Below are 25,323 nucleotides of genomic sequence, written 5' to 3'. Positions count from 1 at the left end.
ACCTACGTGGGCACAGTGATTTCACGACTGGCGTGTTCATCGCCAGTGCCGCAGGCTGCATGGCAGTGCCCATCATGCACGTCACTGTCTATGTTCTCGAGCCCGACGCCATCCGGCGGGCCGGGATTGCGCGCGCCCTGAGCGGCTATGTGAAGTCCGTGGTGCTGCTCGACAGCTTCAACGAATGGCTGGAATTGCAGGAGGTCGTGCCCTCCGCCTGCCTGCTGCTGGCGCTGGAGTCTCCCGGGCTGCCGATCCATGAACGGATCGCATGCGCCGCGCCTGCCTGTCCTGTCATCGTGATCGGCGAAACGGACGAACTGGACACGGTGATCCAGGCCATGCGCGCAGGTGCGACGAACTTTCTCGATCGTCCCTGCAATGACCTCCGCCTGCGCACCGCCATTCGCGATGCGCTCCAGGCCTCGCGTTCCTGAACCGCGCGATACGTGGCATCACGTACCGGACCGCGTGGCATCACGTGCTCCGGCACGCGTTCGCCTTGATTGTCTTGCGAGTGAGCGGACCCTACGATTTCCTCACAACCTAACGAGGAGTTCGCCATGGATGGAGATGCAACGCGGCGTGGCCTGTGCCTGGCCATGACGCTGGGGGCGCTGGGGACATCGGGCTTCGCCCGGGCGGCCGACAGCCTGCTGCTCGACCTCAAGAACGAGGTCGAGGACAGCGTGGATTCCCTCAAGGACGACGTGAAGGCCCGACAGGCGCGCGACTTGGGCGTCGAGGCCTACATCTACGCCTACCCGCTGGTCACCATGGAGATGACCCGCCGCAGCCTGACCAACGTCGCGGCGCCGGAAGCCGCCAAGGCGCCCATGGGCCAGTTCCTCAAGCTGAGCGGCTATCCTGCGGTCGACAACCATGCGGTGACGGCCCCGAACGCAGACACGCTCTACACGATCATCTGGCTGGACGTGGCCAAGGAGCCCTGGGTCGTTTCCACGCCCGACATGAAAGGCCGCTTCTTCCTGCTGCCGATGCTCGATGGCTGGACCAACGTCTTCGAGGTGCCGGCCAAGCGCACCACGGGCACCGGCGCGCAGAAGTTCGCCATCACCGGCCCGGGCTGGAAGGGCACCTTGCCGGCGGGCGTGAAGCAATACAAGTCGCCCACGGGCATGGTGTGGATGCTGGGTCGCATCTATTGCACCGGGACGCCAGAGGACTATGCCGAAGTCCACGCGCTGCAAGACCAGATGTCGGCCGTGCCGCTCTCGTCCTACGGAAAGTCGTACACGCCGCCGCCCGCAACGGTCGACCCGAGCATCGACGGCAAGACGGCGGTTCGCGACCTGGTCGACAAGATGGATGCCGCCAGTTACTTCACTCTCTTTGCGCAGTTGCTCAAGACCAATCCTCCAGCGGCAGCCGATGGGCCGATGGTGGCCAAGCTGGCGAAGATCGGCATCGTGCCGGGCCAGGACTTCGATACCTCCAAGCTCGACGCTTCGACCAGCAAGGGACTGGCCGAAGCGCCGAAGCCGGCGCAAGCCAAGATCATGGGCTGGATGAAGAAGGGCATCCTGTCTGGCGACCTGAAGCTCAAGAACGGCTGGACCTACACGACCAAGACCGGCCTGTACGGCACCAACTACATCCAGCGCGCCCTGATCACGGCCATCGGCCTCGGCGCCAACCGGCCGCAGGATGCGGTCTACCCGACGTCGACCGGGCCCGACATCCTGAAGAAGTACGACGGCTCCAAGAAGTACGTGATGCACTTCCCGAAGGGCCAACTGCCGCCTGTCAACGGCTTCTGGTCGCTGACGATGTACGACACGGGCTACTTCTTCGTGCCGAACTCGCTCAACCGCTATACGGTCAGCCAGCGCAACAAGCTCAAGGCCAACGCCGATGGCTCGGTCGACCTCTATATCCAGAACGAGTCGCCGGGGGCCGACAAGGAGGAGAACTGGCTGCCCGCGCCCAAGGACGGCTTCATTCTCATGATGCGGCTGTACTGGCCCAAGGACAAATCGCCATCTCTTCTCGACGGCTCCTGGATTCCGCCGCGGGCCAAGGAAGTCTGAAGCCATGTTGCGCGATCTCGCACGCGGTGCCGCCGCGGTCATGGCATTCGTCTCGATGGCCGTCGGCAGCCCGTCGGTCCAGGCGCAAGTGGCGGGGATCGATCCGCAAGCGACCCAACTGCTGCGACGCATGACGGACTACCTGGCCGGGCTCAAGCGGTTCAGCGTGGACAGTGACAGCACGCTGGAAGTCGTTCTCAAGACCGGCGAGAAGCTGCAGTTCGACACCGCGGCCAAGGCCACCGTGCGGCGTCCCGATCGGCTGCGGGCGGAGCGCGGGGGCGAGATCGTCGACCAGGTCTTCCTCTACGACGGGGCTTCGCTGACGCTCTACAGCCTGGATGCCAAGCGCTTTGCCGTGGCACCCGCGCCCGCCACGCTGGATGCGGCGCTGGACTATGCGCGGGATCGCCTCGACATCGTCGCACCGGCATCGGACCTGCTGGCCACGAATGCCTTTGATCGGCTCACGCAGGGCCTGCTCGGGGCGATAGTCGTCGGGCCGAGCGTGGTCGGCGGTGTGAAGACGACGCACCTGGCGTTCCGCGGCCCGGAGGTCGACTTCCAGGTCTGGGTCCAGGACGGTGACAAGCCGCTGCCGCGCAAGTACGTCATCACCACGCGCCAGGTGCAGGGCATGCCCGAATTCGCTTCGTCTTTCAGCAACTGGAAGCTCGACCCGGAGGTGCCGGACTCGCTGTTCGTCTTCGCTCCGCCCAAGGAGGCGCGGCGTATCGAGTTTCTCGGCACTGGCAGTGGCATCGCGTCGACGACGAAGTAAGGGGACCACAGATGAAGCCAGTTCTTCGGTCAGGCGTGCTCTGCGCCGCAGCCCTCATCGCATGGATGGTGGACATGCCGGGTCAAGGCCAGTGGATGCCGGGGCTTGTGCCGAGCGCGCATGCCATCATCGGAAGGCCCATGACACCGGTCAGCTACGCGGGTGTCGCGCGGCGCAGCGCCTATCGGGAAACGGAGGTGGTGAGGACCGCCGAAGTGGCTCGCACAGCCGAAGTGGCACGTGCGGCCGAGGTGGCCACGGTCGCCACGACGGCTGCGGTGGCGGGTACCGTCGTGGTCGCCAGGGAGGCCAACGCGTCAGCGGCTGAGGTTGCGAGGGCAGCACCAGCCGTCGGCACCATCGTCTCTTCGCTGCCACCCGGGTGCACGCCGACGGCCCTCAACGGCGTCGAATACCAGCGCTGCGGCGGCACCTACTACCGCTCGGCGTTCAACGGACCGAATCTGGTGTTCGTGGTCCAGCAACCATGAATGGGCGCTTTGCTCCAGTGCGACTTCAGGCCGTCGCGACGCTTGCGCTGCTTGCACCGTGGGCGGCGGCGCACGCCGAGGTTGCCGGGGCACCCGCGGAAGGCCCATGGCGCTTCGGCCTTTCCATCTACGGCTACCTCCCCAGCCTGAGCAGCGGGGCGAGCGTGCCGACCTCCCCGGGCGGCGCCACCATCGACGTGAACGCGTCGAAGATCGTCGACTCGCTCAAGTTCACCTTCATGGGCAGCCTCGACGCGACCAACGGGCGCTACGGTTTCTTCACCGACTTCATCTACCTCGACCTCGGCGGCGACAAGCAATTCAGCCGCGATTTCACCATCAACCACAGGCCGATACCGATCGGCACCTCCGCCGATCTCGACTGGGGGCTCAAGGGCGTGATCTGGACACTCGGCGGCCAGTACCGGATACCGACCGACCCGCGGTGGCGGCTGGACGCGGTGGCCGGGGCGCGCCTGTTCTCGCTCGAGCCCTCGTTGTCCTGGAGCATCCATGGCGATCTCGGCGGCATTGCTCCGTACGCGCGCAACGGCCAGGCGGGCAGCACCCAGCATGTGTGGGATGGCATCGTCGGCGCCAAGGGCCGGTATGCCATCAACGATCGGTGGAGCGTGCCCTTCTATGCCGACGTGGGCGCGGGCGAGTCGCGCCTCACCTGGCAGGCGGCGGCGGGCGTGAGCTACGCCTTCGACTGGGGCGAGCTCACCGGCATGTGGCGCTACATCTCCTACGAGTTCAAGTCGGGTTCGCCGGTGCATGACATCAAGCTCAATGGGCCGATGATTGGTGCGACGTTCAGGTGGTAGGGCGAGGCTTCGTCCGCGGCAGGAGTCACCGGACGCCGTTGCCTGCGCCGACCGTGCCTGCGCGCTCCAGCACGAAGTCGAAATCCAGCACGTGGAAGTCCGAGGCCTGCTCGCTGCCGTCAGGCGCCAGCCCGGGCGGATGACGCACGAAGTCCCCGATCAGCGAACTGCGCACACCGAAGACCGCATCGCTGTCCAGGTAGCGATCACCATCGCTGAACACATGCGTGATCAGCGTCTCGTAGCCGGGCGCCACGATCATGAAATGCACGTGCGCAGGTCGCCAAGGGTGTCGACGGGTCACATCCAGCATGCGCCCGACCGGCCCGTCCGTGGGGATCGGATAGGCCACCGGCATCACGCCGCGGAAATGCAGGCGCCCCTCCGCGTCGGTTCGCAGCACGCCCCTGCCCTGCGCGGAGGCAAGGTCCGCGCGTTGCACGTCGTACAGACCTTCGGTGTCGGCCTGCCACACGTCAACCACGGCATCGGCGACCGGTTCACCGCCCGGACCTCGCACGGTCGCCCGCACGAACAGTGGCTCGCCCGCAGCGCCGCCGGAGATGTCGTCACCCAGCTCGAACTGAGGCGCATCGGCCACGTGAAAGGGACCGAACACCGTCGCCTCGGTCGCCTGCGAGCTCTTCGCATGGTTGAGCGCCACGTTCAGCGTCGACAGGCCGAGCGTGTCCGACAGCAGGATGAACTCCTGCCGCTTGTCATCGCACTTCTGCCCTGTCGCCGTGAGGAACTGGATGCCGGCCATCCATTCGGCCTCGGTCAGCTTCACCTCACGCGCGAAGTCGTGCAGGTGGCGCACCAGCGCAGAGAGGACTTCCTTCAAGCGCGGGTCGGGGCAATCGGCGAGGCTCTCGAGGACTGCGGGCGTGATGGTGTTTTCGTTGATGTTGCGCATGGCTTGTTGTTGGATGAACGGGATCAATGGATGCGCTGCACCAGGTGCCGCCGCGTCGGGAACAGCGACCAGCCCCAGCGCTGCTGCGCATAGCCCCACAGCCCCTGCTTGAAGAACAGCGTGATGACGATCGCCAGCAGCCCCAGGCCGAGCAGGTACCAGGTGCCGAAGTCGCTCAGGAACTTGTTGAGCGCCCAGAAGATGAGCGCGCCGACCAGCGGCCCTTCGATGCGGCCGATGCCGCCGATCACCACCATGAAGATGGCAAACGCCGACCAGTTGACGCTGAAGGCCGCATCGGGGCTGATGCGCAAGTTGCCGACGAAGTACAGCGCCCCCGCGAGCCCGGCGCCGAAGGCCGCCACCACATACACCGCGAGCTTCATGCGGGCCACGGGCACGCCCTGCGATTCGGCAGCCACCTCGTTGTCGCGGATCGCAAGCAAGGCCAAGCCGCGCTTGCTGCGCAGGAACAGGTAGACCAGCGAGATGGCCGCGACCACGCAGGCCAGCGCCATCCAGTAGGTCACGCTCTCGCGCGTGGCCTTCTCGATGCCGCGCAGCGCGATCAGCGTGGTGCCGGAGCCGCCGCCCACCGCCGAGATGTTGGCGAAGGACAGCCGGAACACCTCCGCGATCACCCAGGTGCCGATCGCGAAATAGCCTCCGGACAGCCGGAAGGCCACGAAGGCCACCGGCACCGCCACCAGCGCAGCCGCCAGCGCACCGAGCGGAATCGCGACGAAGGGATTGATCCCCGCGAAGTTGCCGAGCACCAGCATCACGTAGCCGCCGAAGCCGAAGAAGGCCTGCTGCCCGATGCTCACCATGCCGCCGTAACCGGCCAGCAGGTTCCACATCATCGCGAAGATGAAGTAGCAGGCAATCTCGACGAACTCGCGCATCCAGCTCGACTCGCCCCACCACGGGAGGCTGGCTGCGATCAACAACAGCGCGATGCCGATCGCGAGCGCGGCGCGACTGGCGCGATTGCTTCGCACCACGTCGATGACGGGAACCACGGAGGGAGGTGCAGTGGTCACGGTTCAACCCCTTGTCTTTGGAAACAGGCCCTGCGGCCGCAATACCAGCACGCCGAGGAACACGATGTGCCCGAACCAGATGCCCCAGCCCGGATCGAGCCGGAAGCCGATCTGCTGCGTGAGGCCGAGGATCATGGCCCCGGCCAGCGTGCCCCAGAAGGAGCCCATGCCGCCGATGATCACGGCCTCGAAGGCGAACAGCAGCAGCAGCGGACCGTCCGATGGCGACACCGTGGTGCGCATGCCTTGCAGGATGCCAGCGATCGCGATCAGCACGAAGGCGATGGCGGTGGCCAGCGCATAGACCTTGCGCGCATCCAGGCCCATGAGTTCGGCAATTTCGCGATCGTCCGAGACGGCGCGGAAGGCACGGCCCATCGCCGTGCGCGCGAAGAGCCATTGCAGCGCCGCCGTCGCGGCCACCGCCACCGCCAGCACGACCAGCGGCAGCACGCCAAGCGAAAGCGAGTCGCCCACCCGCAGGCCCTGCGTGGCAACGGCGCCGATCTCGATCGCACGCGGGTCGGCCGAGAACACTTCGAGCAGCAGGTTCTGGATCACGATCGACAGGCCGAAGGTGACCACCAGCGAAGGCAGCGGGTCCTTGCCCAGCGTGCCGTTGAGCACATAGCGTTGCAGCGCATAGCCGAAGCCGAAGGCCAGCGGCAGCAGGGCCAGCGCCGCCAGCGTGGGCGCGGCGCCCGTCACCGCGATGCCGCCGATGACCGCGAACGCGGCCAGGATGATGAAGTCGCCCTGCGCCGTGTTGGTGAGCCGCATGACGCCGAACATCAGCGACTGGCCCAGTGCGAAGAGGGTGTAGAGGCCGCCCAACAGCAGGCCCTGGATGAGGGTTTCGATCATGGTGGGTCAGACGCCGAAATAGGCCTGCGAGATCTGCGAGTGCGTCAGCTGGTCCGATCGCCCTTGCAAGGACACGCGCCCCTCCTGCAGGCAATAGATGCGCTGCGACACGCGCTGCGCCATGGTCACGTCCTGCTCCACGATGACCACCGTCATGCCTTCGCCGGTGATGGCCGGCATGGCCGCATAGATCTCGCGGATGACGATCGGCGCGAGGCCCAGCGACAGCTCGTCGCACAGCAGCACTTCCGGATTGCTCATGAGCGCCCGCCCCAGCGCCACCATCTGCTGTTGCCCGCCGGACAGCGAGGTGCCGGGCACGTGGCGCTTCTCCTGGAGGATCGGGAAGAGCGCATACAGCCGCTCCAGATTCCACGGGCCAGCGCGCCGCGTGAGGCCGCCCATCAGCAGGTTTTCCTCCACGCTCAGGCTAGGAAAGAGCCGCCGCCCCTCCGGCACCAGCGCCAGACCGCGCCGCACGATCTCACCCGCGGGCAGTCCGCCGATCGCTTCGCCCTTGAACTCGATCGCCTCGCGCTTTGCACGCACCAGCCCGGCCAGGCATTTCAGGAAGGTCGATTTGCCGGCGCCATTGGCACCGATGACGGCGACGAGTTCGCCCTTCGCCAGTTCGAAGTCGATGCCGAACAGCGCCTGCGCATCGCCATACCAGGCTTGCAGCCCATGGGTTGCCAACAGTTGCGTCATGCCTCGATCCCCATGTAGACGCGGCGCACTTCCGCATCGGCCATCACGGCTTGCGGCGCGCCCTCGGCGAGCTTCTGGCCGAAGTTGATGACGAAGAGCCGATCGGCCAGCGACAGCAGCGCATGCACCACGTGCTCGATCCAGATCATCGTGACGCCACGCGCCTTGATCCGCTTCAGCTCGTCGACCAGCACCTTCGCTTCATGCTCGGTGAGGCCACCGGCAATCTCGTCGAGCAGCAGCAGGCGGGGCTTCGTGGCCAGCGCACGGGCCAGTTCCAGCCGCTTGCGGTTGAGCAGTGTGAGTCCACCGGCCGGCTTGTTGGCATGCGCCATGAGGCCGGTCTGGTCCAGCACCTCGTAGGCCGTCTGCCAGGCCTCGCGCTCGCCCTGCTGCGCACCGAAGCAGGCGGCCGTCACGAGGTTCTCGAACACGGTCATGTTGCCGAAGGGCTGCGGCACCTGGTAGCTGCGGCCGATGCCGGCATGGCAGCGCTGGTTGGGCTTGAGCGCGGTCACGTCGCGGCCTTCGTATTCCACGCGGCCGGTGTCCACGCGCACGTCGCCGGAGATCAGGTTGAACAGCGTGGTCTTGCCTGCGCCGTTCGGGCCGAGGATGCCGAGCGTCTCGCCCTCCTCGACCGACAGCGAGATGTCGTCGGTGACCTTGAGCGCGCCGTAGGATTTTCCGACGGCATGAAGGGCGAGCAGGGCCATGGTCAGAGCAGCTTCAAGGTGCCGCCGGTCGGGATGTTCTTCGCCATCTCGTCGTTGACGATGGTGAGTTCGACCTTGTACTTGCTGCCCTTGTTCCACTGGCCCAGCACCAGCGGCGTCTTGCTGACGTTCTTCATCGGCCCCTGGCCGCCCCACTTCACCGGGCCGACCACGGTCGCGACCGAGGTGGCCGCCACCGCATCGCGCACGTCGGCCGCCTTGGTCGACTTGGCCCGCGACAGTGCGTTGGACGCGACCTCGAACAGCGCATGCGCAAAGCCGATCGGCTGCGTCCACTGCTTCTTGGTATCCGCCTCGTAGGCCGCGGCCAGCGCGCTGGCGCTCTGCTTCGTCAGGCTGGAGGTGAAGGGGTGCGAAGGACTCCACCACACCTCGGTGGACAGGCCCTCGCCCAGATCGCCGAGCGCCTCGATCGCGCCGGGGAACAGCAGCGCCTTGCCCAGCGTGATGACCTTGGGCTTGAAACCCTGCTGCTTTGCCTGCGTGAGGAAGGTCTTGGCATCGGGCGGGATGACCACGCCGGTGACGATCTCGACGCCCGCCGACTTGAAGGCCGCGATCTGCGCCGAGAAGTCCTGCGTGCCGTTCTGGAAACGGCCCGGGTCGGTCAGCGTGAAGCCCATCTGCGCCAGCGGCTTCGGGAAGCCCAGTTCCTTGTCGCCCCAGGCATTGCCGTCGCCGTCGTTCGGGAACAGGCCGCCGACCTTCTTGTTGGTCGTCACGGTCTTCCAGCCGCTGGTGTAGGCACCGATCACGTCCTCCAGGCCCCAGAAGACGTGATAGGTCCAGTTGAAGCCCTTGGCCGGGTCGCCCTTGCGCCCGAAGAACCACGGCTGCCACGGGACCACGCTCGACACGCAAGGCACCTCGTTGAGTTCGCAGGCATCGCTGACCGGGTTGGCAGTCTCGGGCGTGCCGGCCGTCAGCATGAGGGCGACCTTGTCCTTGAGGATCAAGTCGTTGGCCACCTCGCCGGCGCGGTTGGGGTTGGACTGGCTGTCCTTGAGCACGATCTGCACGGCGTACTTCGTGCCGCCGACCGTGATGCCGTCCTTGAAGGCCGTCTTCATCTGCTCGATGACCCACTTGTCGGCCTCGCCGAAAGGCGCGAGCGGGCCGGTCTGGGGCGACACGTAGCCGATCTTGAGCGTATCGGCCGCGAACGCGAGCGGCGTGGCGCTGGCCGCAATCCATGCGGCGGTGGCTTGCGTGAACTGTCTGCGATTCAGCGTCATGAATGTCTCCTTCTTGGTGGGGATCTGCGGTGGGTGAACAAGGGTCAGCCGGGTGGCTCGCCGGCCCAGGCGCGTTGCAGCAGGGCGCGGATGTCGTTGCGCTCTGCGGGGCCGAAGGGCTTGGGGTTCCAGTAGGGATTGCGCACGGCGATATCGGCGGCGAGGTCCAGGTCGGACTCCTTCATGCCGATGTCGCGCAGTGCGATGGGGGCGCCGCTGTGGCGGGCCAGGTCCTGGATGCCCTGCGGCGCCGACGCAGTGCCGAGCGCGCAGGCGATACGTGTCATGGCCTGCGGCGCGGCCTGCGCGTTGAAGGCCAGCGCGTGCGGCAGGACCACGGTGTGCACCTCGGCATGCGGCAGGTTGAAGCTGCCGCCCAGCGTGTGGCACAGCTTGTGATGCAGCGCCATGCCGACGTTGCCGAGCACGGTGCCGCTGAGCCAGGCGCCATAGAGCGCATCGCTGCGCGCGTCGATGTCGTCGGGCTTGGTTCGGATCGCCGGCAACGCACGTGCCAGGGCGGCGATGCCCTCCTCGGCCATCAAGTCCATGACCGGGTTGCTGTCCTGTGCGTAGAGCCCTTCGGCGGCGTGCGCGATGGCATTGATGCCGCTGGTCACGCTCAGGCCCACCGGCAGCGTGCGCGACAACTCGGGGTCGTAGATGACCGTGCGCGGCAGCACGCGGAAGTCCTTGCCAGTCTTCTTCACGCCGGCTTCGGTCAGGCCGTAGATAGGCGTCATCTCGCTGCCGGCATAGGTGGTGGGAATGGCGAGGATCGGCAGCCCTGAATCGAGCGCGATCGCCTTGCCGAGGCCGGTGGTCGAGCCACCACCGATGGCCACGGCGCAGTCCGCATCCAGTTGCCGCGCCACTTCGCGCGCCTCGCGGGCAGTCTCGATCGGCACGTGCATCACGGCACGGTCGAACACGCCAGCTGCGTGTGCGCCCAGCATGTCCGCCACGCGTTCGGCCTGCACGCGTTGCTCCGGCGTGCTGAGCACCAGTGCCCGGCGCGCGCCGAGCGCATCGATCTCACGTGCCAGGTGCGCCAGCGCGCCGGCGCCGAAGACGACGCGCTGCGGCTGGCTGGTGTAGACGAAGTCGCGCGTGCTCATGGCGCGCTCCGCCTCGCAAGACATCGGAAGTTGCTCATCGTCATGTCGTGCATTCAGCGCTGGAAGTGCGGCGGAATCTGCGCATCGACATTGACCCACACGCTCTTGACCTGTGTGTACTCGCGCATCGCGTCGAAGCCCATCTCGCGCCCGTAGCCGCTCTGGCCGACACCCCCGAAAGGCGAACCCGGATTCACGCGCTTGTACGAGTTGATCCAGACCATGCCCGCATGCAGTTCGCGGGCGAACTTGTGGGCACGCTGCAGGTTCGATGTCCACAGCCCGCTGCCCAGGCCGTAGTCGGTGCCGTTGGCGATCTGCAATGCCTCCTCGTCCGTCTTGAAGGTGAGCACGGTCACGAAGGGCCCGAACACCTCTTCCTGCGCCACGCGATCGAGGTACGACTTCGCACGCACGATGGTCGGCTCGACATAGCAGCCGCTGGCCAGCTCACCGCCCGGCGACTTGCCGCCGGCCAGCACTTCCCCGCCCTGCCCGCGCGCCACGTCGACATAGCTCAGCACGCGTTCGCGGTGCAGCGCGCTGGTGAGCGGCCCCATTTCGGTGGTTGCGTCGAGCGGATTGCCGAGCCGCACCGATTGCGCCAGCGGAATGAACTTCTCGAGGAAGGCGTCCGCAATGTTCTCGTGCAGGATCAGCCGCGAGCCGGCGATGCAGGCCTGCCCCTGGTTGTGGAAGATGGCCCATGCACTGCCGTTGACGGCGGCCAGGAGGTTTGCATCCTCGAACACGATATTGGCGCCCTTGCCGCCGAGTTCCAACTGCACCTTCTTGAGGTTGCTGGCGCTGGCCTGGATCACGCGCCGCCCGGTCGCGGTGCTGCCGGTGAAGGCCACCTTGGCAATGTCCATGTGCTCCGCAATGTGCTGGCCGGCCACGCTGCCGAGCCCCGGGACCATGTTGACCACGCCTTCCGGCAGGCCGGCCTCGGCCATCAGTTCGGCGATGCGCAGCGAGCTCAGCGGCGTGATCTCCGCAGGCTTCATCACGATGGTGTTGCCGGCCGCAAGCGCGGGCGCCATCTTCCAGCTCGTGAACATCAGCGGGAAGTTCCACGGCACCACCTGCCCCACCACGCCGACAGGCTCGCGCAGCGTGTAGTTGAGGAAGCCGGCTTCCACGGGAATCGTCTCGCCCTGGAACTTGTCGGCCATGCCGCCGAAGTAGCGGAAGCAGGCCGCCGTGCGCGGCACGTCGAGGTTGCGCGAGTCGCGGATCGGATGGCCGGTGTCGAGCGATTCGAGGCGCGCCAGTTCTTCGCTGTTGGCCTCGATCAGGTCGGCCAGGCGCAGCAGGATGCGCCCGCGGTCGGCCGCTGCGAGGCGGCTCCATTTCGGGAAGGCCCGCTGTGCCGCGACAACGGCCTTGTCGACGTCAGCCTTGCCGGCCAGCGCGACCTCGGCGATCGTCGAGTTGTCGTGCGGGTTGAGCGTGGCCAGCGTCTCGCCCGACTCCGCATCAACGAACTGGCCGTCGATGAAGAGCTGGTGCCGGATCGGCTTGCTGAGGCCTGCGGCCTGCTGGATGTCTGTGAGGTTCATGAGCGCAACTCCCTGCGATGTGATGGTGCTTGTTCGCGGGACGTCATGGCTTCAGCCACGGATAACGCGCCGTGTCCTTGCCCGCGTAGTCCGGGTCGAGGTAGATGAAGCAACGCTGGATCAGCCAGTCGCGCACTTCGAATACATCGCACCAGCGCCCGGCAGCCCACTCGGGCACGCCGGCGCGCCAGGGGCCGTCGACGTGCTCGCCGTGGCTGGTGCCTTCGCAAGCGAACATGTCGCTACCGGTCATGATCCAGTTGAAGCCCGCGTAGTCGTGCGTGATGGCCTTGCCCCGGCCGCCGAGGTCGCCGAACATGCGGCCGATCTCTTCCTTGCCGTTGGCCAGTCCCCATTTCGGGAAGTAGACCTGCGCGTCATCGGCGAACAGGTCGAGGATCGAACCGCCGGTGGAAGTCACGCCGCCGTGGTCGTAGGCCTTCAGGTATTCGAGTGCGACGGACTTGCGTTGCTCGTCGGTCATGGTTTGTCGGGTCAGGGCCATGGTGATGTCTCCTTCTTCACTTGAGGGATTGGAGGTAGTCGATGAGGGCTGCGCGCTTCTTGGGGTCGTCCTGGAAATAGACCATCGTGCTGCCGGGTGCCACCTTCTGGCTGTCGGTGAGCCAGCGTTCGAGCAGGGCCTTGTCCCAGGTCTTTCCCTTCATGGCGTCGACGTATTGCTTCGAATAGGTGAAGCCGGGGCTGTTGGCGCTGCTTGCCGAGCAGGCCGTAGAGGTTGGGGCCGACGCCGTTGGGCTCGCCCTTGCCGAAGGAATGGCATTGGGTGCAGCTGTTCTGGGCGATGCGCTCGCCGGGCGACTGGGCTTGGGCACCGAGCGCCGCACCGAGCAGCACCAGGCCCGCGAGCCATTTCAGCGTGTTCATGCCGCGCTCCCGGAGTCCGTGCTGGCCGCGTTGGCCGTGCGGTACGAGAAGGCAATGATCGGCCCCAGCGTCGCACCGCCCGCCCAGTACGCCCGACCGGATGCCGAGGCCACGCAGTTGCCGACGCCATAGAGGCCCGCGATCGGCTTGTCGTTGCCATCGAGCACGCGACCGTTGGTATCGGTCTTGGGCCCGCCCTTGGTGTCCAGCGTGCCCGACACCACCAGCGCCGCGTAGTACGGCCCCGTGTCCGAGAGCGGCCACATCGTGGGGTTGGCGCGGCCCGGTTCCTCTTTCACATCACCGTTGAAGAGCTGTTCCACCACGCGTTCGCCGCGCTTGAAATCGAGATCCTTGCCGGTCTTCGCGAAGCCGTTGAAGCGCGTGATCGAGGCTTGCAGGTTCTGCAGGAAGTCCGCTGATGGCCGCGCACCACCGATCACGCTGGCGTACTTGGCAAAGCGCTCGTCGATGGCCTTCGCCAGCTCGGCCAGCGTGTTGCCCTTGATCACATGCCGGTCGTCGGTCCCCGGCGGCACGATCAGCCGGCCGTATTCCGCACTGGCCGAGTTCTGCTGCGAGCGCTGGTCCCACACCGCGATGCGGACCAGGTTGGGGTACTCGGCCTTCGCGCCGTCCCATTCGTGGAAGCTCTGCGCCAGCTCGTTGTATTGCAGCTTCTCGTTGACCGTGCGCTTGCCGTACTTGTTGACGAAGAGCATCGAGTCGCCGGCGACCGAGAACATGCCCGACATCGAGCCGTCGCGCGCCACCGCCTTCTCCAGCGGGATCGGGCAGCACCAGGCGTAGTTCATGTTGCGCAGTTGCGCACCGAGCGGGCCGGCCATCTTCACGAAGTCGCCTTCGTTGCTGGGCGCGGCGCAGCCGCCGAAGATCGGGCCGTTGAGGAAGTTCTTGCGCAGCTCCACGTTGTGGGTGAAGCCACCCGTCGCAAAGATCACCGCCTTGCGGGCACGCAGCCGCTTCGTCTCGCCCATCTCGTCCTTCGCCTCGACGCCGATCACGCGGCCGGCCGGGTTCTGGATGATCTTGGTGACGCGCACGCCGGTGCGGATCGGGATGCCTTCCTGCCGGGCCTTGGTCGACATGGTGCGCACGGCGACCAGGCCGCCGTCGGACATGCTGGGGATCGCGCCGGCGGGCACCAGCACGCGGCCCTTGGGCGCCTTGTCTTCGGTCAGCTCGGCGAAGTAGTCCGGCACGTCGGGGCAATGCCGGTACGGCAGCGCGCCCTTGGTGGCCAGCAGTTCCGCGGCCGGCGAGGCGCTGTCGTAGATGGCCTCGCACATGTCGTATTCCCATTGCGAGAGGCCCAGGCGCGGTTGCGCGGGATCGTAGTTCTGCGGATTCGACAGCCGCGCCACGTACTTGAGGAAGTCGGGCTTCGGGTCGGCGATGCCGGCCTTCTTCATGGCCTCGTTGTTCGGCACCCAGTACCAGAAGGCCGCCTTGGCCGTGGTGCCGCCGATGCTGCCGGCCTTCTCGAGGATGACCGCGCTGTTGCCCTGCCACTTCGAGAACAGCGCGGAGGCCAGGCCGCCGCAGCCGCTGCCGCAGACGACCATGTCGAAGGTCTCGTCGAACTTCTGATTGCTCGACTCCGCGGCTTCCACGGAGAGCCCGAAGGTGGCCGCCGCCGCGACCGCGGAGGTCGCACCTGCCTGCTGGATGAAACGTCGGCGCGAGGCTGCGCCGGCACCGGACCGGAAGAGGTCTGCCATGTCTGTCTCCTGGGGTGGAGCGAGGGGCGCTGCCGCCTCGCTCCTGATGCTTGAAAAGAGGACTTAGAACTGAACCGGGATTTCAGGGCTCTCGCCCTTTTGAATCTCGTAGACCAGCGTGGGCGAGCCGTTCTCCCACACCAGCAGCATCGAGCGCTTCGGGCTGAAGCCCTGGTGGCGGCAGTAGGCGGGCATGGCGGCCATGTCGCCGGCCTTCATGATCACGCGGGCCATCGGCTTGCCCGTGTTCTTGTCGCCGCAGTCCCAATGGATCTCGTCGGTCATCTGGAAGAACCACTCGACGCGGTCGTTGCCATGGATGATCGGCAGGATGTGTTCTTCCGTCGTCGGGCACATGTAGCTGTGCTTGACGACCGAGGTGAAGCTCGGGTTCCAGGTCACCTGCGAGCGGCTCAGGAAGCCGAAGAGGTTGAAGGCATGCACCTCGTTCTCGAAGCCGGGCTCGGGGTGCAGTTCGGGCTGCGCCTGCGGCACGTCGGCAAAGGCGCGGTTGACCTTGGCGCCGGTGGCATCGCTGCGCAGGTTGAGGTCGCCCTTCAGCCCGACGCAGCGCGTGGCCAGTTCACGGGCCCGGGTGATCTTCGCGGTGTTGTTGCCGTTCTTGCGGCCATAGGGCGTGCCGGTTTCCTGCGGCGCCGAGAACGGGTCGAAGGTCTCGTTGGTCCAGTCGTCCAGCATCGCCTCGAAGGTGGCGCGGATCTGCGCGGTCGGGAAGTTTTCCAGCAGGTCAATGCCGGCTTCCTTCATGGTGCCGTTGTAGCTGCCGGCGTACATGTCGACCGACTGGTAGTGGTTGACCGTGCCGACCACGTCGTCGAAGTTGACCCAGCCGTAGAAGAAGCCCCAGGCGACGTCGCGCATCAGGGCGCGCAGGTAGTTGCCGACGTCGAGCGTGTGGCTCATCGGCCGGCCGTCGCGTGTCTTCCAGGTGATGTGGGCGAAATACTCGTCTCGGCGGAAGCCGAAGCTGCCGAGCGAGAAGTCCTTGTAGCCGAGCGAGACGTCGGGTTGCGAGGCGATGACCTTGGCGAGTTCTGCGGGTGCGTTCATGGTGTGTGCTCCTGGAGGTTGAAGTTCATTGCACCTGGCAGATCTCGGCCCACTTCTCGATGGACAGATCGCCCTTGCAGCTTTGCAGCACGATCACGCCGGGGTCGCCCTGCGTGCGGAACTGGTAGGCGGTGTTCTTCGGCAGCAGGCCCTGGTGGCCGCGCGACAGCTTCATCCAGCCCATCTTCTTGCCCTTGGGCTCGCCCTGGACGAGCACGGCGCCGTTCTTCTCCGTGTCGGCGACGGTCTGCGAGGCGTCGAGCTGCACCAGGTGCACTTCGACGTCGCCGTCCATCACGAGTGCGAACTCGTCGTGGGCGCAGGTGTACCAGGGCGAGTTGCCTTCGGCGCGCAGCGTCTCCAGCACGTAGATCTGGTTCTGACCGAAGACGACCTTCTCGTAGGGCTTGCTGTTGTTCGCGATTTCAAAGCAATTCGAGAACGCGTAGTGGCGCACGTCGTCAGCGATCGGCTCGACGCGGCCCTTCTCGTAATTCTTCAGCGATCCGAAGCGGGTCTGGTAGGCGGTAGCGGTCATGCGGGGTCTCCTGGGTGGTTCGACATGCAGTCCTGGCTGCGTGAAGCGAACTGTAGGCACCCAGGCGGACGACCGGTAGGCTCAAAATTCCCACCGCATTGTTCGCGAATTCCGGTCAATGGTCGGGGAAAACCCTCAACAGACTGTCAACCCTCGATGATTTTCTCGGGAAGCATTCCGCGTTCGATCATCTGTGCGTCCCAGGGCGGCACGCGCGAAAAAGCCGCCGCGATGTGCTCGATGAAGAGCTTGAGCTTGAACGCGTTGCGCGAGGTGCCCGCATAGACCGCGCTCAGCGAGAAGGACGACAGTTGGTGCTCGGGCAGCACCACCTCCAGGTCGCCCTTGAGGATGGAATCGCCCGCCACCAGCGTCGGCAGGCAGACGATGCCGGCATGCTCCAGCGCATATTCCCGCAGCAGGTGGACGCTGTTGGTGAGCAGCGCGGCGTTCATGTAGAGCGTGATCTCGTCATCGCCATGCCGGAAGGTCCAGCGGTCCCGCGTCGGGTAGCCGGAGTAGAGGCCAAGCGCATGCTTGTGCAGGTCGCGCGGCGACTGCGGTGCACCCTTGGAGCGCAGGTATTCGGGCGTGGCGCAGAACACGCGGCGCACGGGGAAAAGTGGCCGCGAGATCAGCTCCGTCGAGGCCGCCGGGAAGATCTGCAAGGCGCAGTCCACGCCCGCCTTCACCGGATCGACCACCGCATCGCTCACGATCAGCTCCAGGCGAATGTCGGGATAGCTGACCTGGAAGGCATGCAGCAACGCCGCGAAGTGGCCGAGCACGAAGCCGGTCAGCGCATGCACCCGAAGCACGCCCGTCGGCCCTGCCCTGGCGCCGCGCATCTGGTCCATCACGTCGTTGGCGCGCGCCACCAGCGAGGTGCAGTCGCGCAGGAAGGCCTGGCCGACATCGCTGAGCCGCACCACCCGCGTGCTGCGATGAAAGAGCGGCGCGCCGACATGGTCCTCCAGCTGCTTGACGCGGCTGGTCACGACCGACTTGGCGATGCGCATCTGCCGGGCGGCTTCCGCAAAGCTCTGCGTCTCGGCCACGCGGACAAAGGTTTCGATGCTTTCAAGACGGTCCATGGTGGCGATTCTGCAAGGACCAACGTCACACCGCAGCCGCCACGCGCAGATCCCGCCGGCGACTGTCCGTCACGGCTTCATGCTTTCAAAGACGCCATCGCGCCGGACCCAGGCATGGAACAACCCGGCAGCGAGATGCAGCAGGATCAGCGCGAAGAAGCACAACGCCAGGAACTGGTGCGCGTTCCACAACATGCTGTGCAGCACGGCACTGGGCGGCACGATGGCCGGCAGGTGCAGGCCCGCGACCACCACCGGATAGTCGGCCGCCGACAGCATGCCCCAGCCGATCAGCGGCATCACGATCATGAGCAGGTAGAGCATGACGTGCGACAGCTTCGCGGCGAGCTTCATCGGCGCAGGCATGTCGGACGGCAGCGGCGGCGCACCAACGCGCCAGCGCACGATGAGCCGCAGCACGGCAAGCACCAGGATGGCGATCCCCAACGGCTTGTGAAAGGCCACCAGCGTCAGGTACACGGGCTGGATCGTCGAGACCATGCCGACGCCGACGAACAGCATCACCCAGATGCAGATGGCCATGATCCAGTGCAGCGCGCGTTGCAGGGGCGTGAAGCGCAGCGGATCGCGGCTCATGGCTTGGCTCCCGACGCGTTGCGCGGATAGCTCTTCTCTTCGGCGGTACGGCGGTTGTACGACACCGAGTACGCCGCCGAACGCGCGGCCGGGAACGGATCATCGGAGGTGCGCATGCCCGCGGGCAGCACGGTCGGGTCGAAGTTGATGTCGCGGCAAGGCCCGTCGGGCTCAGGCGCGATCTTCTGCACCAGGAGCGTGCCGACCTCGACCTTGCGCCGATCCTCCGGCCATGCCTTGCTCGGGTCGGCAGTCACATCTCCTGGGTTGGCCACCATGACAACAAGCGTCCAGCGTTGCGGGGAACCGGCAACCTTGTCCGTAATGTCCTTGTCCAGGAAACCCGGTCCGCGCTTCTTGAGCTCATCCGGCGGCACGGGCACCGGCGCCGCGGCCGGCACGAAGGACCAGCGCACCACCTGGTCCTGGCCGTGCGCGTTGGTGAAGACGAAGCTGTTGAGGCTGTTGTACCGGCTCTCCGTGTACGACCCGGTCCAGGGCGCGCTGCCGGCCCACGCGCCGAACGCACCGAGTTCCGGATGCGCCCCCGCGAAGGTCTTCATGGCATTCGGGTCCGATGAATGCGATGCCACCTGCAGGTCGTAGAAGGCCTGTGGCGTAGCGATCGGGAAGAACGGCGCATCGATCATGGCCGAGCGCCATTCCTGCCCGTCCGGCGACTGGATGCGCAGCCCCAGCCCTCGCACACGCGCGGTCGCGTCCTCGGTCTTCGGGTCCGCCACCGCCAGGTTGAAGCGGCCTGTCACCGGATACGCGCCCTTCGACAGGATTTGCGCCTTCGACAAGTCGGCGCCCGCCCCATTGGATTCGAAAGTCCCGGTGAAGCAGATGCCCTTCGCATGGTTGCGGCGGAAACCGAGCGCCGCGCCGCCCTTGGGTGCCAGCGTGTCCACGATCTTGCCGGGCGTGATGCGGCTGGGCGTGAGCCACCCGGCGGTCCATGCAAAGGCGAGCACGATCACGGCGACGATGGCCGCGATCAGCACAAGCCGCATGGCAGTTGATCCGGAAGATTGTGGCTGAGGATTGCGCATGGAATACCCCGTGCAACGCCGAACGCGTGGGCGGAATCTATCCGCAAACCTCAATTTCTGCTGTCGGACATCACGCGCTCGATTCAAGAAGCGTTCGGCAGACAGACGTACGGCCGGCATCAACTGTCGGAAAGCGCGGACACCGGTCCATCAGGCGCGCGCAATAGTTGCGAGCCGATCGACACCCGAAGGAAACGCCATGACTACTACACCCATGCACGATGCTCAGACGGAGACACTGCTCTCGGAAACCTACAAGGGAAGGCTGATCGAAGTCCTGGTCACGCCGGTCGGCGAAGACCTCTTCGAATCGAGTGTCGTGGTGGACGGCGTCGAGCACACCACCGGCGTGAAATCGCCCGTCAAGCCTCCGGCACACTCGTTTGATGCCGCCCTTCGGGCAGCCCGCCACGAAATCGACAAGATGCCGCCCAAAGCCTAGCGCGAGCGGCTCGCCTCGCGCCCGCAAGCTAGAAGAGGCCTTGCTGCGCCGTCGTCAGCGCCATGAAGCTTTCGCCCATCGGCTGCAGGATGGCGTCGGCAATCGGCTGCAACTGCCGGCTCAGGTAGTGCTCGTAGTCGATGCGGGAATGGCGCGCCTCCAGCGGCTCCGGACCGCTCCGGGTCATGACGTACTGGATCCAGCCACCGTTCTGATACTGCCTGGGCCGATGGACCCGGCCGTTGTACTCGTCGGCGATGCGCGCGGCGCGGACCTGCGGCGGCACGTTGACCTGATAGGCATCGAGACGATGGCGCAGGCGCTTGCGGTAGACGAGCAGGTCATCCTTGCGGCCTGCCAGCGTGGCCTGCGCATAGTCGGTCACGAATTCCTTGTAGGGCTCGCCACGGAAGATGCGCGAGAGCAAGCCCTCCTGGAACTGGCGCGCCAACGGCGTCCAGTCGCTGCGGGCCATCTCCAGGCCGCGGTAGACCATTTCTTCCTTGCCGGCGGCATCCGTGCTCAGGCCGGCGTAGCGCTTCTTGCTGCCCACGTCCGAGCCGCGAATCGTGGGCATGAAGAACTTGCTGTAGTGGGTGTCGAACTCGATCTCCAGGAAGTTCTCCAGCCCCTGCTCCTCGCGAAGGGTGCGCGTCCACCAGTCGTTGATGTCTCTCACCAGGCTGGCCGCGACGGCATGGGCTTCCTCGTTGGTGTGGGTGCGTCCGAGCCAGATGAATGTGGAGTCGGTATCGCCATAGATCGCCTGGTAGCCCCGGCGCTCCACGAACTCGCGCGTGAGCTTCATCATCTCGTGCCCGCGAAGGGTCACGGCGGACACCAGCTTGGGATTGAAGAAGCGGCATTCGGACGCGCCCAGCACACCCGCGAACGAGTTCATGAGCAGCTTCAGCGCCTGCGACAGCGGCTCGTTGCGCACGCGCTTGGCCTCGTCCCGGGCCAGCGAGAGCGTGGTCACGATCTCCGGCAGGCAATGCCTCGTGCGCGAGAACGTCGTCCCTTGCGGACCCTTGACGAGCATCGCGGGATCGTCGGTGTTCGCCGCCTCTGCGAAGCCCACCGGATCGACAAGAAAGGTCCGGATGATCGACGGATAAAGGCTCTTGTAGTCCAGCACCACGACCGAGTCGTAGAACCCCGGTTTCGAGTCCATGACATAGCCACCCGGAAAGGCCTTGCTCGCAATCTCGCCGACGTTCGGCGCCACGTAACCCATGCGATGCATCCGTGGCAGGTAGTGGTGGCTGAACGCCGCAATGGAGCCGCCGAAGTGGTCGGCTTGCAGGCCAGTGGCCTGCGCCCGCTCCATCACGAACTGCAGCAGCTTCGTCTTGTCGAAGATGCGCAGGACGAGCTCGCAGTCGCGGATGTTGTAGAGCGCGAGCGCTGGCTTGTCTTCCTGATAGCGCCGCTCGATCTCCGCCATCTTGTCGTACTCGTCGCCGATCGCCTTGCCCTCGCCGAGCAAGGCCTGCGAAACGCTCTCCAGGCTGAAGGAAGGAAAACTCCAGACAGCCGCCTTGAGTGCGTCGATGCCGTCGATGATGAGCCGGCCGGGCGTGGGCGCGAAGAGATAGCCCTGCTTGCCGGGGTGGGTCCGCCAATGAATCGGCCGACGCTCTCGCCCAAGCTGGAATTGCACCCCGCAGTCGTCCGCTGTCTTCTGCAGCACGCGCAGGTCGAACTGGATGACGTTCCAGCCGATGATGACATCGGGGTCGTTCCTTTCGAACCAGTCGTTGAGCTGCTCGATCATCGCCCTGCGGGTCGGGCAATAGATGAGCGAGAAATCCGTGGGCTCTTCGGGCTCCGATGACGGATGGAGTGGTGACTCGCCCAGCATGAAGACAACACGTTCCGCCATGCCATCCAGCGCAATCGAATAGAGCGCTTCATCCTGGCTCGTCTCGATGTCCAGCGACACCACCTTCAGTGCCGGCCTGTATTCGGGCGCGGGCTTGAGCTTGCAGTCGACGATCGTGCTGCCATCTGCCCTGTTCCCTTCCACCCGCACGCCGGCGAAGATGAACCGCTCCATCAGGTAGCGGTCGTGGGGCCGCACGTCGGCTTCGAGAAGGGGGATGCCTAGCGGCTGGAGGATGCGTGCCATTCGACCGAGTTGCCGGAACTGCTTCGCATAGACACCGATGACTGGGCTCTGGTGGAACGTCTTCAATTCCAGCTCACGCAACTCGGGACCGGGCGCGGCTGCGAGTTGCGCTTCCACCTCGGCCCGGTGCCTGGCCTCGACGAATGCGACGCAGACCTGGGCTGTCAGGACCACCTTCACAGGCCCTGCATCGGTCGCCAACCAGTATTCGAGCTCGGTGCCAGCCGGGGTGTCGCGCCAATGGCGCGTGAGGATGAAGCCCTGGAGTTCGGTGGATGACACGAGAGCTGGAAGATGAAGCAGGAGGACGGGCTTGGACAAGTCCGGCATTCACCCGGACGGCATTGCATTCTGCCCGGTGGCCGGAAGCGATGAAGCGGACGAGAGGGCTTGCCGCAACGCCGCACACGCGGCACAGTCACGCCCTTCATCTCCCACTGAAACAAATTCACCATGCCAAAAGCCTATTGGGTCAGCGCGTACCGCGCGGTCAACGATCCCGACAAACTCGCCGCCTATGCCAAGCTGGCCGGCCCCGCCCTCACAGCCAACGGCGCGCGTTTCCTGGCGCGCGGCGAACCCGCCAAGGTCTATGAGCAGGGGCTGATGCAACGGACCGTGCTGATCGAATTCGACAGCGTCGAACAGGCCATGGCCGCGCACGACAGCCCGGAGTACAAGGCAGCACTGGACGCCCTGGGCGACGGCGCCGATCGCGAGATTCGCATCATCGAAGGCATCTGAGCGCCCGACGCGCGGGCGGCTCAATGCGGCGCCGATTTCTCGCGCAGCACCGCATTGATCTCGGCGCCGAAGATCAATGTGGTCGCGCTGATGTACAGGAACACCAGCGTCGCGACCACGCCCGCAAAGCTTCCGTACAGCAGCGCCAGCTTGCCGACACTGCGCAAGGTATACGACAGCGTGGCCGCAGCCACCACCCACAACGCAGCGCCCACCACCGCGCCGGGCAGCACCGTGTACAGGCGTTGCCGGATGTCGGGCAGCCAGCCGTACAGCAGCGCGTACAACACGGCCAGCGCGACGAAGGCGGACCCGTAGCGCACGCCGTTGCCCAGCCATAGCGCGTGTTGTCCCGCGCCGACGTTGGCCTCGAGCAGTCGCTGCACGTAAGGCACGATGATCACCGAGCTGAAGGCCACCAGGATCCCGATGCCCATGACGAACGTGAGCAGCGTGACCTTGAGGCGCGCCTTCCAGAACGGCAGGCCGCGTTCGATGCCATACGCCCTGTTCAGCGCCGAGCGCACCGCCTGCATGCCTGAAGACGCCGTCCAGAGCGTCGCCAGCAGCCCGATGGTCAGCAGCGCCTGATTGCGTTGCGCCAGCACCTGGTGGATGACCGGTTGCACCGCGTCGCGCACCGCCTGGGGCGCATAGCCCACCACGCGATCCGCCAGCGCTGCCGCATCGCCGGGTTGCCCCACGAAGCCGGCGGCCGCGGACACCAGGATCAACAACGGGAACATCGCCAGCACCGAGGAAAACGCAAGGCTGCCCGCCTGGTTAGCGCTCTGGTGCTGGATGTAGTTGCGGATCGCCAGCAGGACCACGCGCAAGCCAGGCGTGGCCAACGCGGCGTGCGAAAGGGATCGACAGGCATCTCCGAAGCGGATCATGGGTGGCGGAGCGATGGCGGCCACACGGGCTCGCTCAGGACGGGTCACAGGCCTCGACCATGGAGTACCTTGACGCCGAAAGCTGTGATCCGGACGGCCTTCATCGCGTGCGCGTTCGCCCCGCGCGCCGTTGCGATGCAAGCGCTCGAAGCAGGGATTCCTTCCTACGATGAATCCATGGGGTCTCCTGCGGACGGCCTGGTGGCTCCGCTCGAACATTCCGCCATGAAAACCTTGCTGGTGCGCCGCTCACTCATCCCACTTGCGCTCGCGCTGGCCGCACTGGCCGGGTGTTCCTCCGCGCCACAACGCCAGGCGCAATGGATCGACCCGTCCATCGGCACGCAATCCCGCCTCCTTCAGGGCGAAAAGATCCTCATTGCCTGCGATGCCTTCGATGCCGCCGTGCTGCGAATCTGCCAGGACCAGTTGTATCGCGAGGTGCTCGCCAAGGGCGCGACGCCTGTGACGGTGCCGCCTGGCACCGTGCTGCTCAATGACCGTGAACTGGATGGCCAGTTGGTGGCCAGCGCGCAAGCCCTGGGCGCCAGGGCCGTCCTCACCATGACCTTGACGCCTGCCACCTCCAGCGGAGGCTCCGGTGTTTCGCTCGGGATCGGCGGATTCAGTTTCGGGGGCAGCGGCGGTGGGGGTGTGGGGCTCAGCGTTCCGGTCGGTGGCGGTGGCTGGTCGACAGGCTTTGCGGCCAGCGGTCGCGTGACGGACGTGCGCAGCAACAGGCTGGTGTGGACAGCGACCCTGGTGGCCGCGCCCTCTTCAGACCTCAATGCGCAATTCGGGGCCTTGTCGCGATCGATGCTGGAAACGGCGCAGAGTGCGGGCCTGTTCTAGGACAGAAGCGCTCGTCCGGACCACGCCCCTGCGACCTGTGCGCGGAACAATTTCACAGTTTCAGGATTCCGGCGACAAGGGGTAGCACAAAGGTATTCACAGTAGTCAAAATTGATTACATGAAGAAACAACCCCAAGGCTCCGAGGATTGGTGGCACGAGAGGCCCACCAAGACTGCGGAGTTGTCGACGAACTATCAATCTCTCGGTGATGCCAGTCCGAAACAAGGTCATGTCTGGAAGAAGGCGGCGCTTGTCGTCGGCCTCATGTTTGCATTGGTGTTGTCGCTGATCTCGATGATGACGCGGGGCTGAGCCGCCATGCTGGCCGATGAATACTCCGGCTGCGATGTTCATTGCAGATGAGGCGCCCCGAGGAAGAGGACGATTCGGAGTTCCCGGGTCGACTCAGCGTGAAGCAATCGATCGAACTCGAGCGACGCATGGAAAAGGAACGATCCTTCAGCGTCCGGGGGCTCAACCTGGCGGGTTTTGTCTTCGTGATCGCGGTCGTCGTCGGGGTGATCGTCCTCCGCAGTTGAAGCGTCGCGTCAGCCCGGATCAGAGATCCTCGATGACCAGTGCGCGGTAACGCTGTGCCATCGAATACGGAACTTGTCGGACGATCTCCATCATGCGTTCCGCCGACTCTGCATCCGGCGTCTCGACGAGCAGCCCATGGTGCCCGTCCAGCGCCAGTTTCGTGTAGGCCCGCACTGTGGCGCCTTCCGTGCCGGCGGATGGGAGCGGGTTGTCGGCGTCCGCCACCGTCGGCGTGATCTGATGCAGGATCGTGGCCGGTTCGAGCAGAAATACATTGCTATCAGGCATCTCGCTGGAAAGGCGGTCCCCGGTCGCGTTGGCATCGGCTCCGTCAGGAAACATCACCAGCGAATAGCCGGTCGGATAGAAGGTATGGCCGATCGTGGAAATCATGCTCG

Annotated in this window: 29 protein-coding genes; 10 read left to right on the top strand and 19 right to left on the bottom strand. The window is 65.7% G+C overall.

The window, feature by feature from the left end:
* Window positions 1-59 precede the first annotated feature (59 nt).
* The 5 genes from WKW79_RS23805 to WKW79_RS23785 all read left to right on the top strand — a co-directional run bounded on the left by WKW79_RS23805 (window position 60) and on the right by WKW79_RS23785 (window position 4,150).
* Window positions 60-437 carry a response regulator transcription factor gene (locus WKW79_RS23805; RefSeq protein ID WP_340337683.1) on the top strand — a complete coding sequence of 126 codons (378 nt, stop codon included), beginning with the start codon at window positions 60-62 and terminating at the stop codon, window positions 435-437.
* 126 nt (window positions 438-563) lie between these two features.
* On the top strand, window positions 564-2,051 hold the full coding sequence (locus WKW79_RS23800) for a DUF1254 domain-containing protein (protein ID WP_340337682.1): 1,488 nt from the start codon (window positions 564-566) through the stop codon (window positions 2,049-2,051).
* A 4-nt stretch (window positions 2,052-2,055) separates the two neighbouring features.
* Entirely contained in the window at window positions 2,056-2,832 is a 777-nt protein-coding gene (locus WKW79_RS23795) for a DUF2092 domain-containing protein (protein WP_340337681.1), read from the top strand.
* An 11-nt stretch (window positions 2,833-2,843) separates the two neighbouring features.
* The gene (locus tag WKW79_RS23790; protein WP_340337680.1) at window positions 2,844-3,323 is read left to right on the top strand and encodes a hypothetical protein; all 480 of its coding nucleotides are present in this window, start codon (window positions 2,844-2,846) and stop codon (window positions 3,321-3,323) included.
* Window positions 3,320-4,150 (top strand): hypothetical protein, encoded by an 831-nt coding sequence (locus tag WKW79_RS23785; RefSeq protein ID WP_340337679.1) that lies wholly within the window; start codon window positions 3,320-3,322, stop codon window positions 4,148-4,150. Before WKW79_RS23790 ends, WKW79_RS23785 begins: the two co-directional genes overlap by 4 nt.
* Before the next feature lie 25 nt (window positions 4,151-4,175).
* Here WKW79_RS23785 and WKW79_RS23780 read toward each other — a convergent pair whose 3' ends face one another.
* The 16 genes from WKW79_RS23780 to WKW79_RS23705 all read right to left on the bottom strand — a co-directional run bounded on the left by WKW79_RS23780 (window position 4,176) and on the right by WKW79_RS23705 (window position 19,279).
* A complete protein-coding gene (locus tag WKW79_RS23780; protein ID WP_340337678.1) occupies window positions 4,176-5,066 on the bottom strand; it encodes an intradiol ring-cleavage dioxygenase in 891 nt (296 codons plus the stop codon).
* A 23-nt stretch (window positions 5,067-5,089) separates the two neighbouring features.
* A complete protein-coding gene (locus WKW79_RS23775; protein WP_340337677.1) occupies window positions 5,090-6,109 on the bottom strand; it encodes a branched-chain amino acid ABC transporter permease in 1,020 nt (339 codons plus the stop codon).
* 3 nt (window positions 6,110-6,112) lie between these two features.
* Window positions 6,113-6,973, bottom strand: a complete 861-nt coding sequence (locus tag WKW79_RS23770; protein WP_340337676.1) for a branched-chain amino acid ABC transporter permease — start codon at window positions 6,971-6,973, stop codon at window positions 6,113-6,115.
* Between the two features lie 6 nt (window positions 6,974-6,979).
* Window positions 6,980-7,681 carry an ABC transporter ATP-binding protein gene (locus tag WKW79_RS23765; RefSeq protein ID WP_340337675.1) on the bottom strand — a complete coding sequence of 234 codons (702 nt, stop codon included), beginning with the start codon at window positions 7,679-7,681 and terminating at the stop codon, window positions 6,980-6,982.
* Window positions 7,678-8,397, bottom strand: coding sequence for an ABC transporter ATP-binding protein (locus WKW79_RS23760; protein ID WP_340337674.1), 720 nt, complete (start codon window positions 8,395-8,397; stop codon window positions 7,678-7,680). Before WKW79_RS23760 ends, WKW79_RS23765 begins: the two co-directional genes overlap by 4 nt.
* A gap of 2 nt (window positions 8,398-8,399) precedes the next feature.
* Window positions 8,400-9,653: an ABC transporter substrate-binding protein gene (locus WKW79_RS23755; RefSeq protein ID WP_340337673.1), complete on the bottom strand. Its 1,254-nt coding sequence runs from the start codon at window positions 9,651-9,653 to the stop codon at window positions 8,400-8,402.
* Window positions 9,654-9,697: 44 nt separating this feature from the next.
* A complete protein-coding gene (locus WKW79_RS23750; protein WP_340337672.1) occupies window positions 9,698-10,771 on the bottom strand; it encodes a maleylacetate reductase in 1,074 nt (357 codons plus the stop codon).
* Window positions 10,772-10,824: 53 nt separating this feature from the next.
* The gene (locus WKW79_RS23745; RefSeq protein ID WP_340337707.1) at window positions 10,825-12,288 is read right to left on the bottom strand and encodes an aldehyde dehydrogenase family protein; all 1,464 of its coding nucleotides are present in this window, start codon (window positions 12,286-12,288) and stop codon (window positions 10,825-10,827) included.
* Between the two features lie 88 nt (window positions 12,289-12,376).
* Window positions 12,377-12,838 (bottom strand): nuclear transport factor 2 family protein, encoded by a 462-nt coding sequence (locus WKW79_RS23740; RefSeq protein ID WP_340337671.1) that lies wholly within the window; start codon window positions 12,836-12,838, stop codon window positions 12,377-12,379.
* Window positions 12,839-12,854: 16 nt separating this feature from the next.
* Window positions 12,855-13,001 (bottom strand): c-type cytochrome, encoded by a 147-nt coding sequence (locus WKW79_RS23735; RefSeq protein WP_340337670.1) that lies wholly within the window; start codon window positions 12,999-13,001, stop codon window positions 12,855-12,857.
* Between the two features lie 216 nt (window positions 13,002-13,217).
* The gene (locus WKW79_RS23730; protein ID WP_340337669.1) at window positions 13,218-14,963 is read right to left on the bottom strand and encodes an FAD-dependent oxidoreductase; all 1,746 of its coding nucleotides are present in this window, start codon (window positions 14,961-14,963) and stop codon (window positions 13,218-13,220) included.
* A gap of 63 nt (window positions 14,964-15,026) precedes the next feature.
* Complete coding sequence (locus WKW79_RS23725) at window positions 15,027-16,034, bottom strand: hydroxyquinol 1,2-dioxygenase (protein WP_340337668.1); 1,008 nt, start codon at window positions 16,032-16,034, stop codon at window positions 15,027-15,029.
* A 25-nt stretch (window positions 16,035-16,059) separates the two neighbouring features.
* Window positions 16,060-16,572, bottom strand: coding sequence for a cupin domain-containing protein (locus tag WKW79_RS23720; protein WP_340337667.1), 513 nt, complete (start codon window positions 16,570-16,572; stop codon window positions 16,060-16,062).
* 146 nt (window positions 16,573-16,718) lie between these two features.
* Window positions 16,719-17,666 carry a LysR family transcriptional regulator gene (locus tag WKW79_RS23715; protein WP_340337666.1) on the bottom strand — a complete coding sequence of 316 codons (948 nt, stop codon included), beginning with the start codon at window positions 17,664-17,666 and terminating at the stop codon, window positions 16,719-16,721.
* A 69-nt stretch (window positions 17,667-17,735) separates the two neighbouring features.
* Window positions 17,736-18,263, bottom strand: a complete 528-nt coding sequence (locus WKW79_RS23710) for a cytochrome b (protein ID WP_340337665.1) — start codon at window positions 18,261-18,263, stop codon at window positions 17,736-17,738.
* Window positions 18,260-19,279 (bottom strand): catalase family peroxidase, encoded by a 1,020-nt coding sequence (locus tag WKW79_RS23705; RefSeq protein WP_340337664.1) that lies wholly within the window; start codon window positions 19,277-19,279, stop codon window positions 18,260-18,262. The genes WKW79_RS23710 and WKW79_RS23705 overlap by 4 nt, the downstream gene beginning before the upstream one ends.
* Before the next feature lie 238 nt (window positions 19,280-19,517).
* Between WKW79_RS23705 and WKW79_RS23700 the strand changes: the two genes are divergently transcribed.
* Complete coding sequence (locus tag WKW79_RS23700) at window positions 19,518-19,760, top strand: hypothetical protein (RefSeq protein ID WP_340337663.1); 243 nt, start codon at window positions 19,518-19,520, stop codon at window positions 19,758-19,760.
* A gap of 28 nt (window positions 19,761-19,788) precedes the next feature.
* Here the strand turns inward: WKW79_RS23700 and WKW79_RS23695 are convergent, their stop codons facing one another.
* Window positions 19,789-22,173 carry a DNA polymerase II gene (locus WKW79_RS23695; protein ID WP_340337662.1) on the bottom strand — a complete coding sequence of 795 codons (2,385 nt, stop codon included), beginning with the start codon at window positions 22,171-22,173 and terminating at the stop codon, window positions 19,789-19,791.
* Between the two features lie 171 nt (window positions 22,174-22,344).
* Here WKW79_RS23695 and WKW79_RS23690 point away from each other — a divergent pair, with 171 nt between their 5' ends.
* Window positions 22,345-22,635, top strand: a complete 291-nt coding sequence (locus WKW79_RS23690) for a DUF1330 domain-containing protein (RefSeq protein ID WP_340337661.1) — start codon at window positions 22,345-22,347, stop codon at window positions 22,633-22,635.
* Between the two features lie 20 nt (window positions 22,636-22,655).
* On the opposite strand, the gene WKW79_RS23685 is transcribed toward WKW79_RS23690, so the two are convergent.
* Window positions 22,656-23,531 carry a YihY/virulence factor BrkB family protein gene (locus tag WKW79_RS23685; RefSeq protein WP_340337660.1) on the bottom strand — a complete coding sequence of 292 codons (876 nt, stop codon included), beginning with the start codon at window positions 23,529-23,531 and terminating at the stop codon, window positions 22,656-22,658.
* Between the two features lie 225 nt (window positions 23,532-23,756).
* Between WKW79_RS23685 and WKW79_RS23680 the strand changes: the two genes are divergently transcribed.
* The 3 genes from WKW79_RS23680 to WKW79_RS23670 all read left to right on the top strand — a co-directional run bounded on the left by WKW79_RS23680 (window position 23,757) and on the right by WKW79_RS23670 (window position 24,924).
* The gene (locus WKW79_RS23680) at window positions 23,757-24,383 is read left to right on the top strand and encodes a hypothetical protein (RefSeq protein WP_340337659.1); all 627 of its coding nucleotides are present in this window, start codon (window positions 23,757-23,759) and stop codon (window positions 24,381-24,383) included.
* 119 nt (window positions 24,384-24,502) lie between these two features.
* Window positions 24,503-24,697, top strand: a complete 195-nt coding sequence (locus tag WKW79_RS23675; protein ID WP_340337658.1) for a hypothetical protein — start codon at window positions 24,503-24,505, stop codon at window positions 24,695-24,697.
* A gap of 98 nt (window positions 24,698-24,795) precedes the next feature.
* On the top strand, window positions 24,796-24,924 hold the full coding sequence (locus WKW79_RS23670; protein ID WP_340337657.1) for a hypothetical protein: 129 nt from the start codon (window positions 24,796-24,798) through the stop codon (window positions 24,922-24,924).
* A gap of 19 nt (window positions 24,925-24,943) precedes the next feature.
* On the opposite strand, the gene WKW79_RS23665 is transcribed toward WKW79_RS23670, so the two are convergent.
* A complete protein-coding gene (locus tag WKW79_RS23665; protein WP_340337656.1) occupies window positions 24,944-25,318 on the bottom strand; it encodes a hypothetical protein in 375 nt (124 codons plus the stop codon).
* Window positions 25,319-25,323: the final 5 nt, after the last annotated feature.

It is taken from the genome of Variovorax robiniae, from assembly GCF_037889955.1.
GTDB lineage: Bacteria > Pseudomonadota > Gammaproteobacteria > Burkholderiales > Burkholderiaceae_C > Variovorax > Variovorax robiniae.
This window is presented reverse-complemented; position numbering and strand designations above follow the sequence as displayed.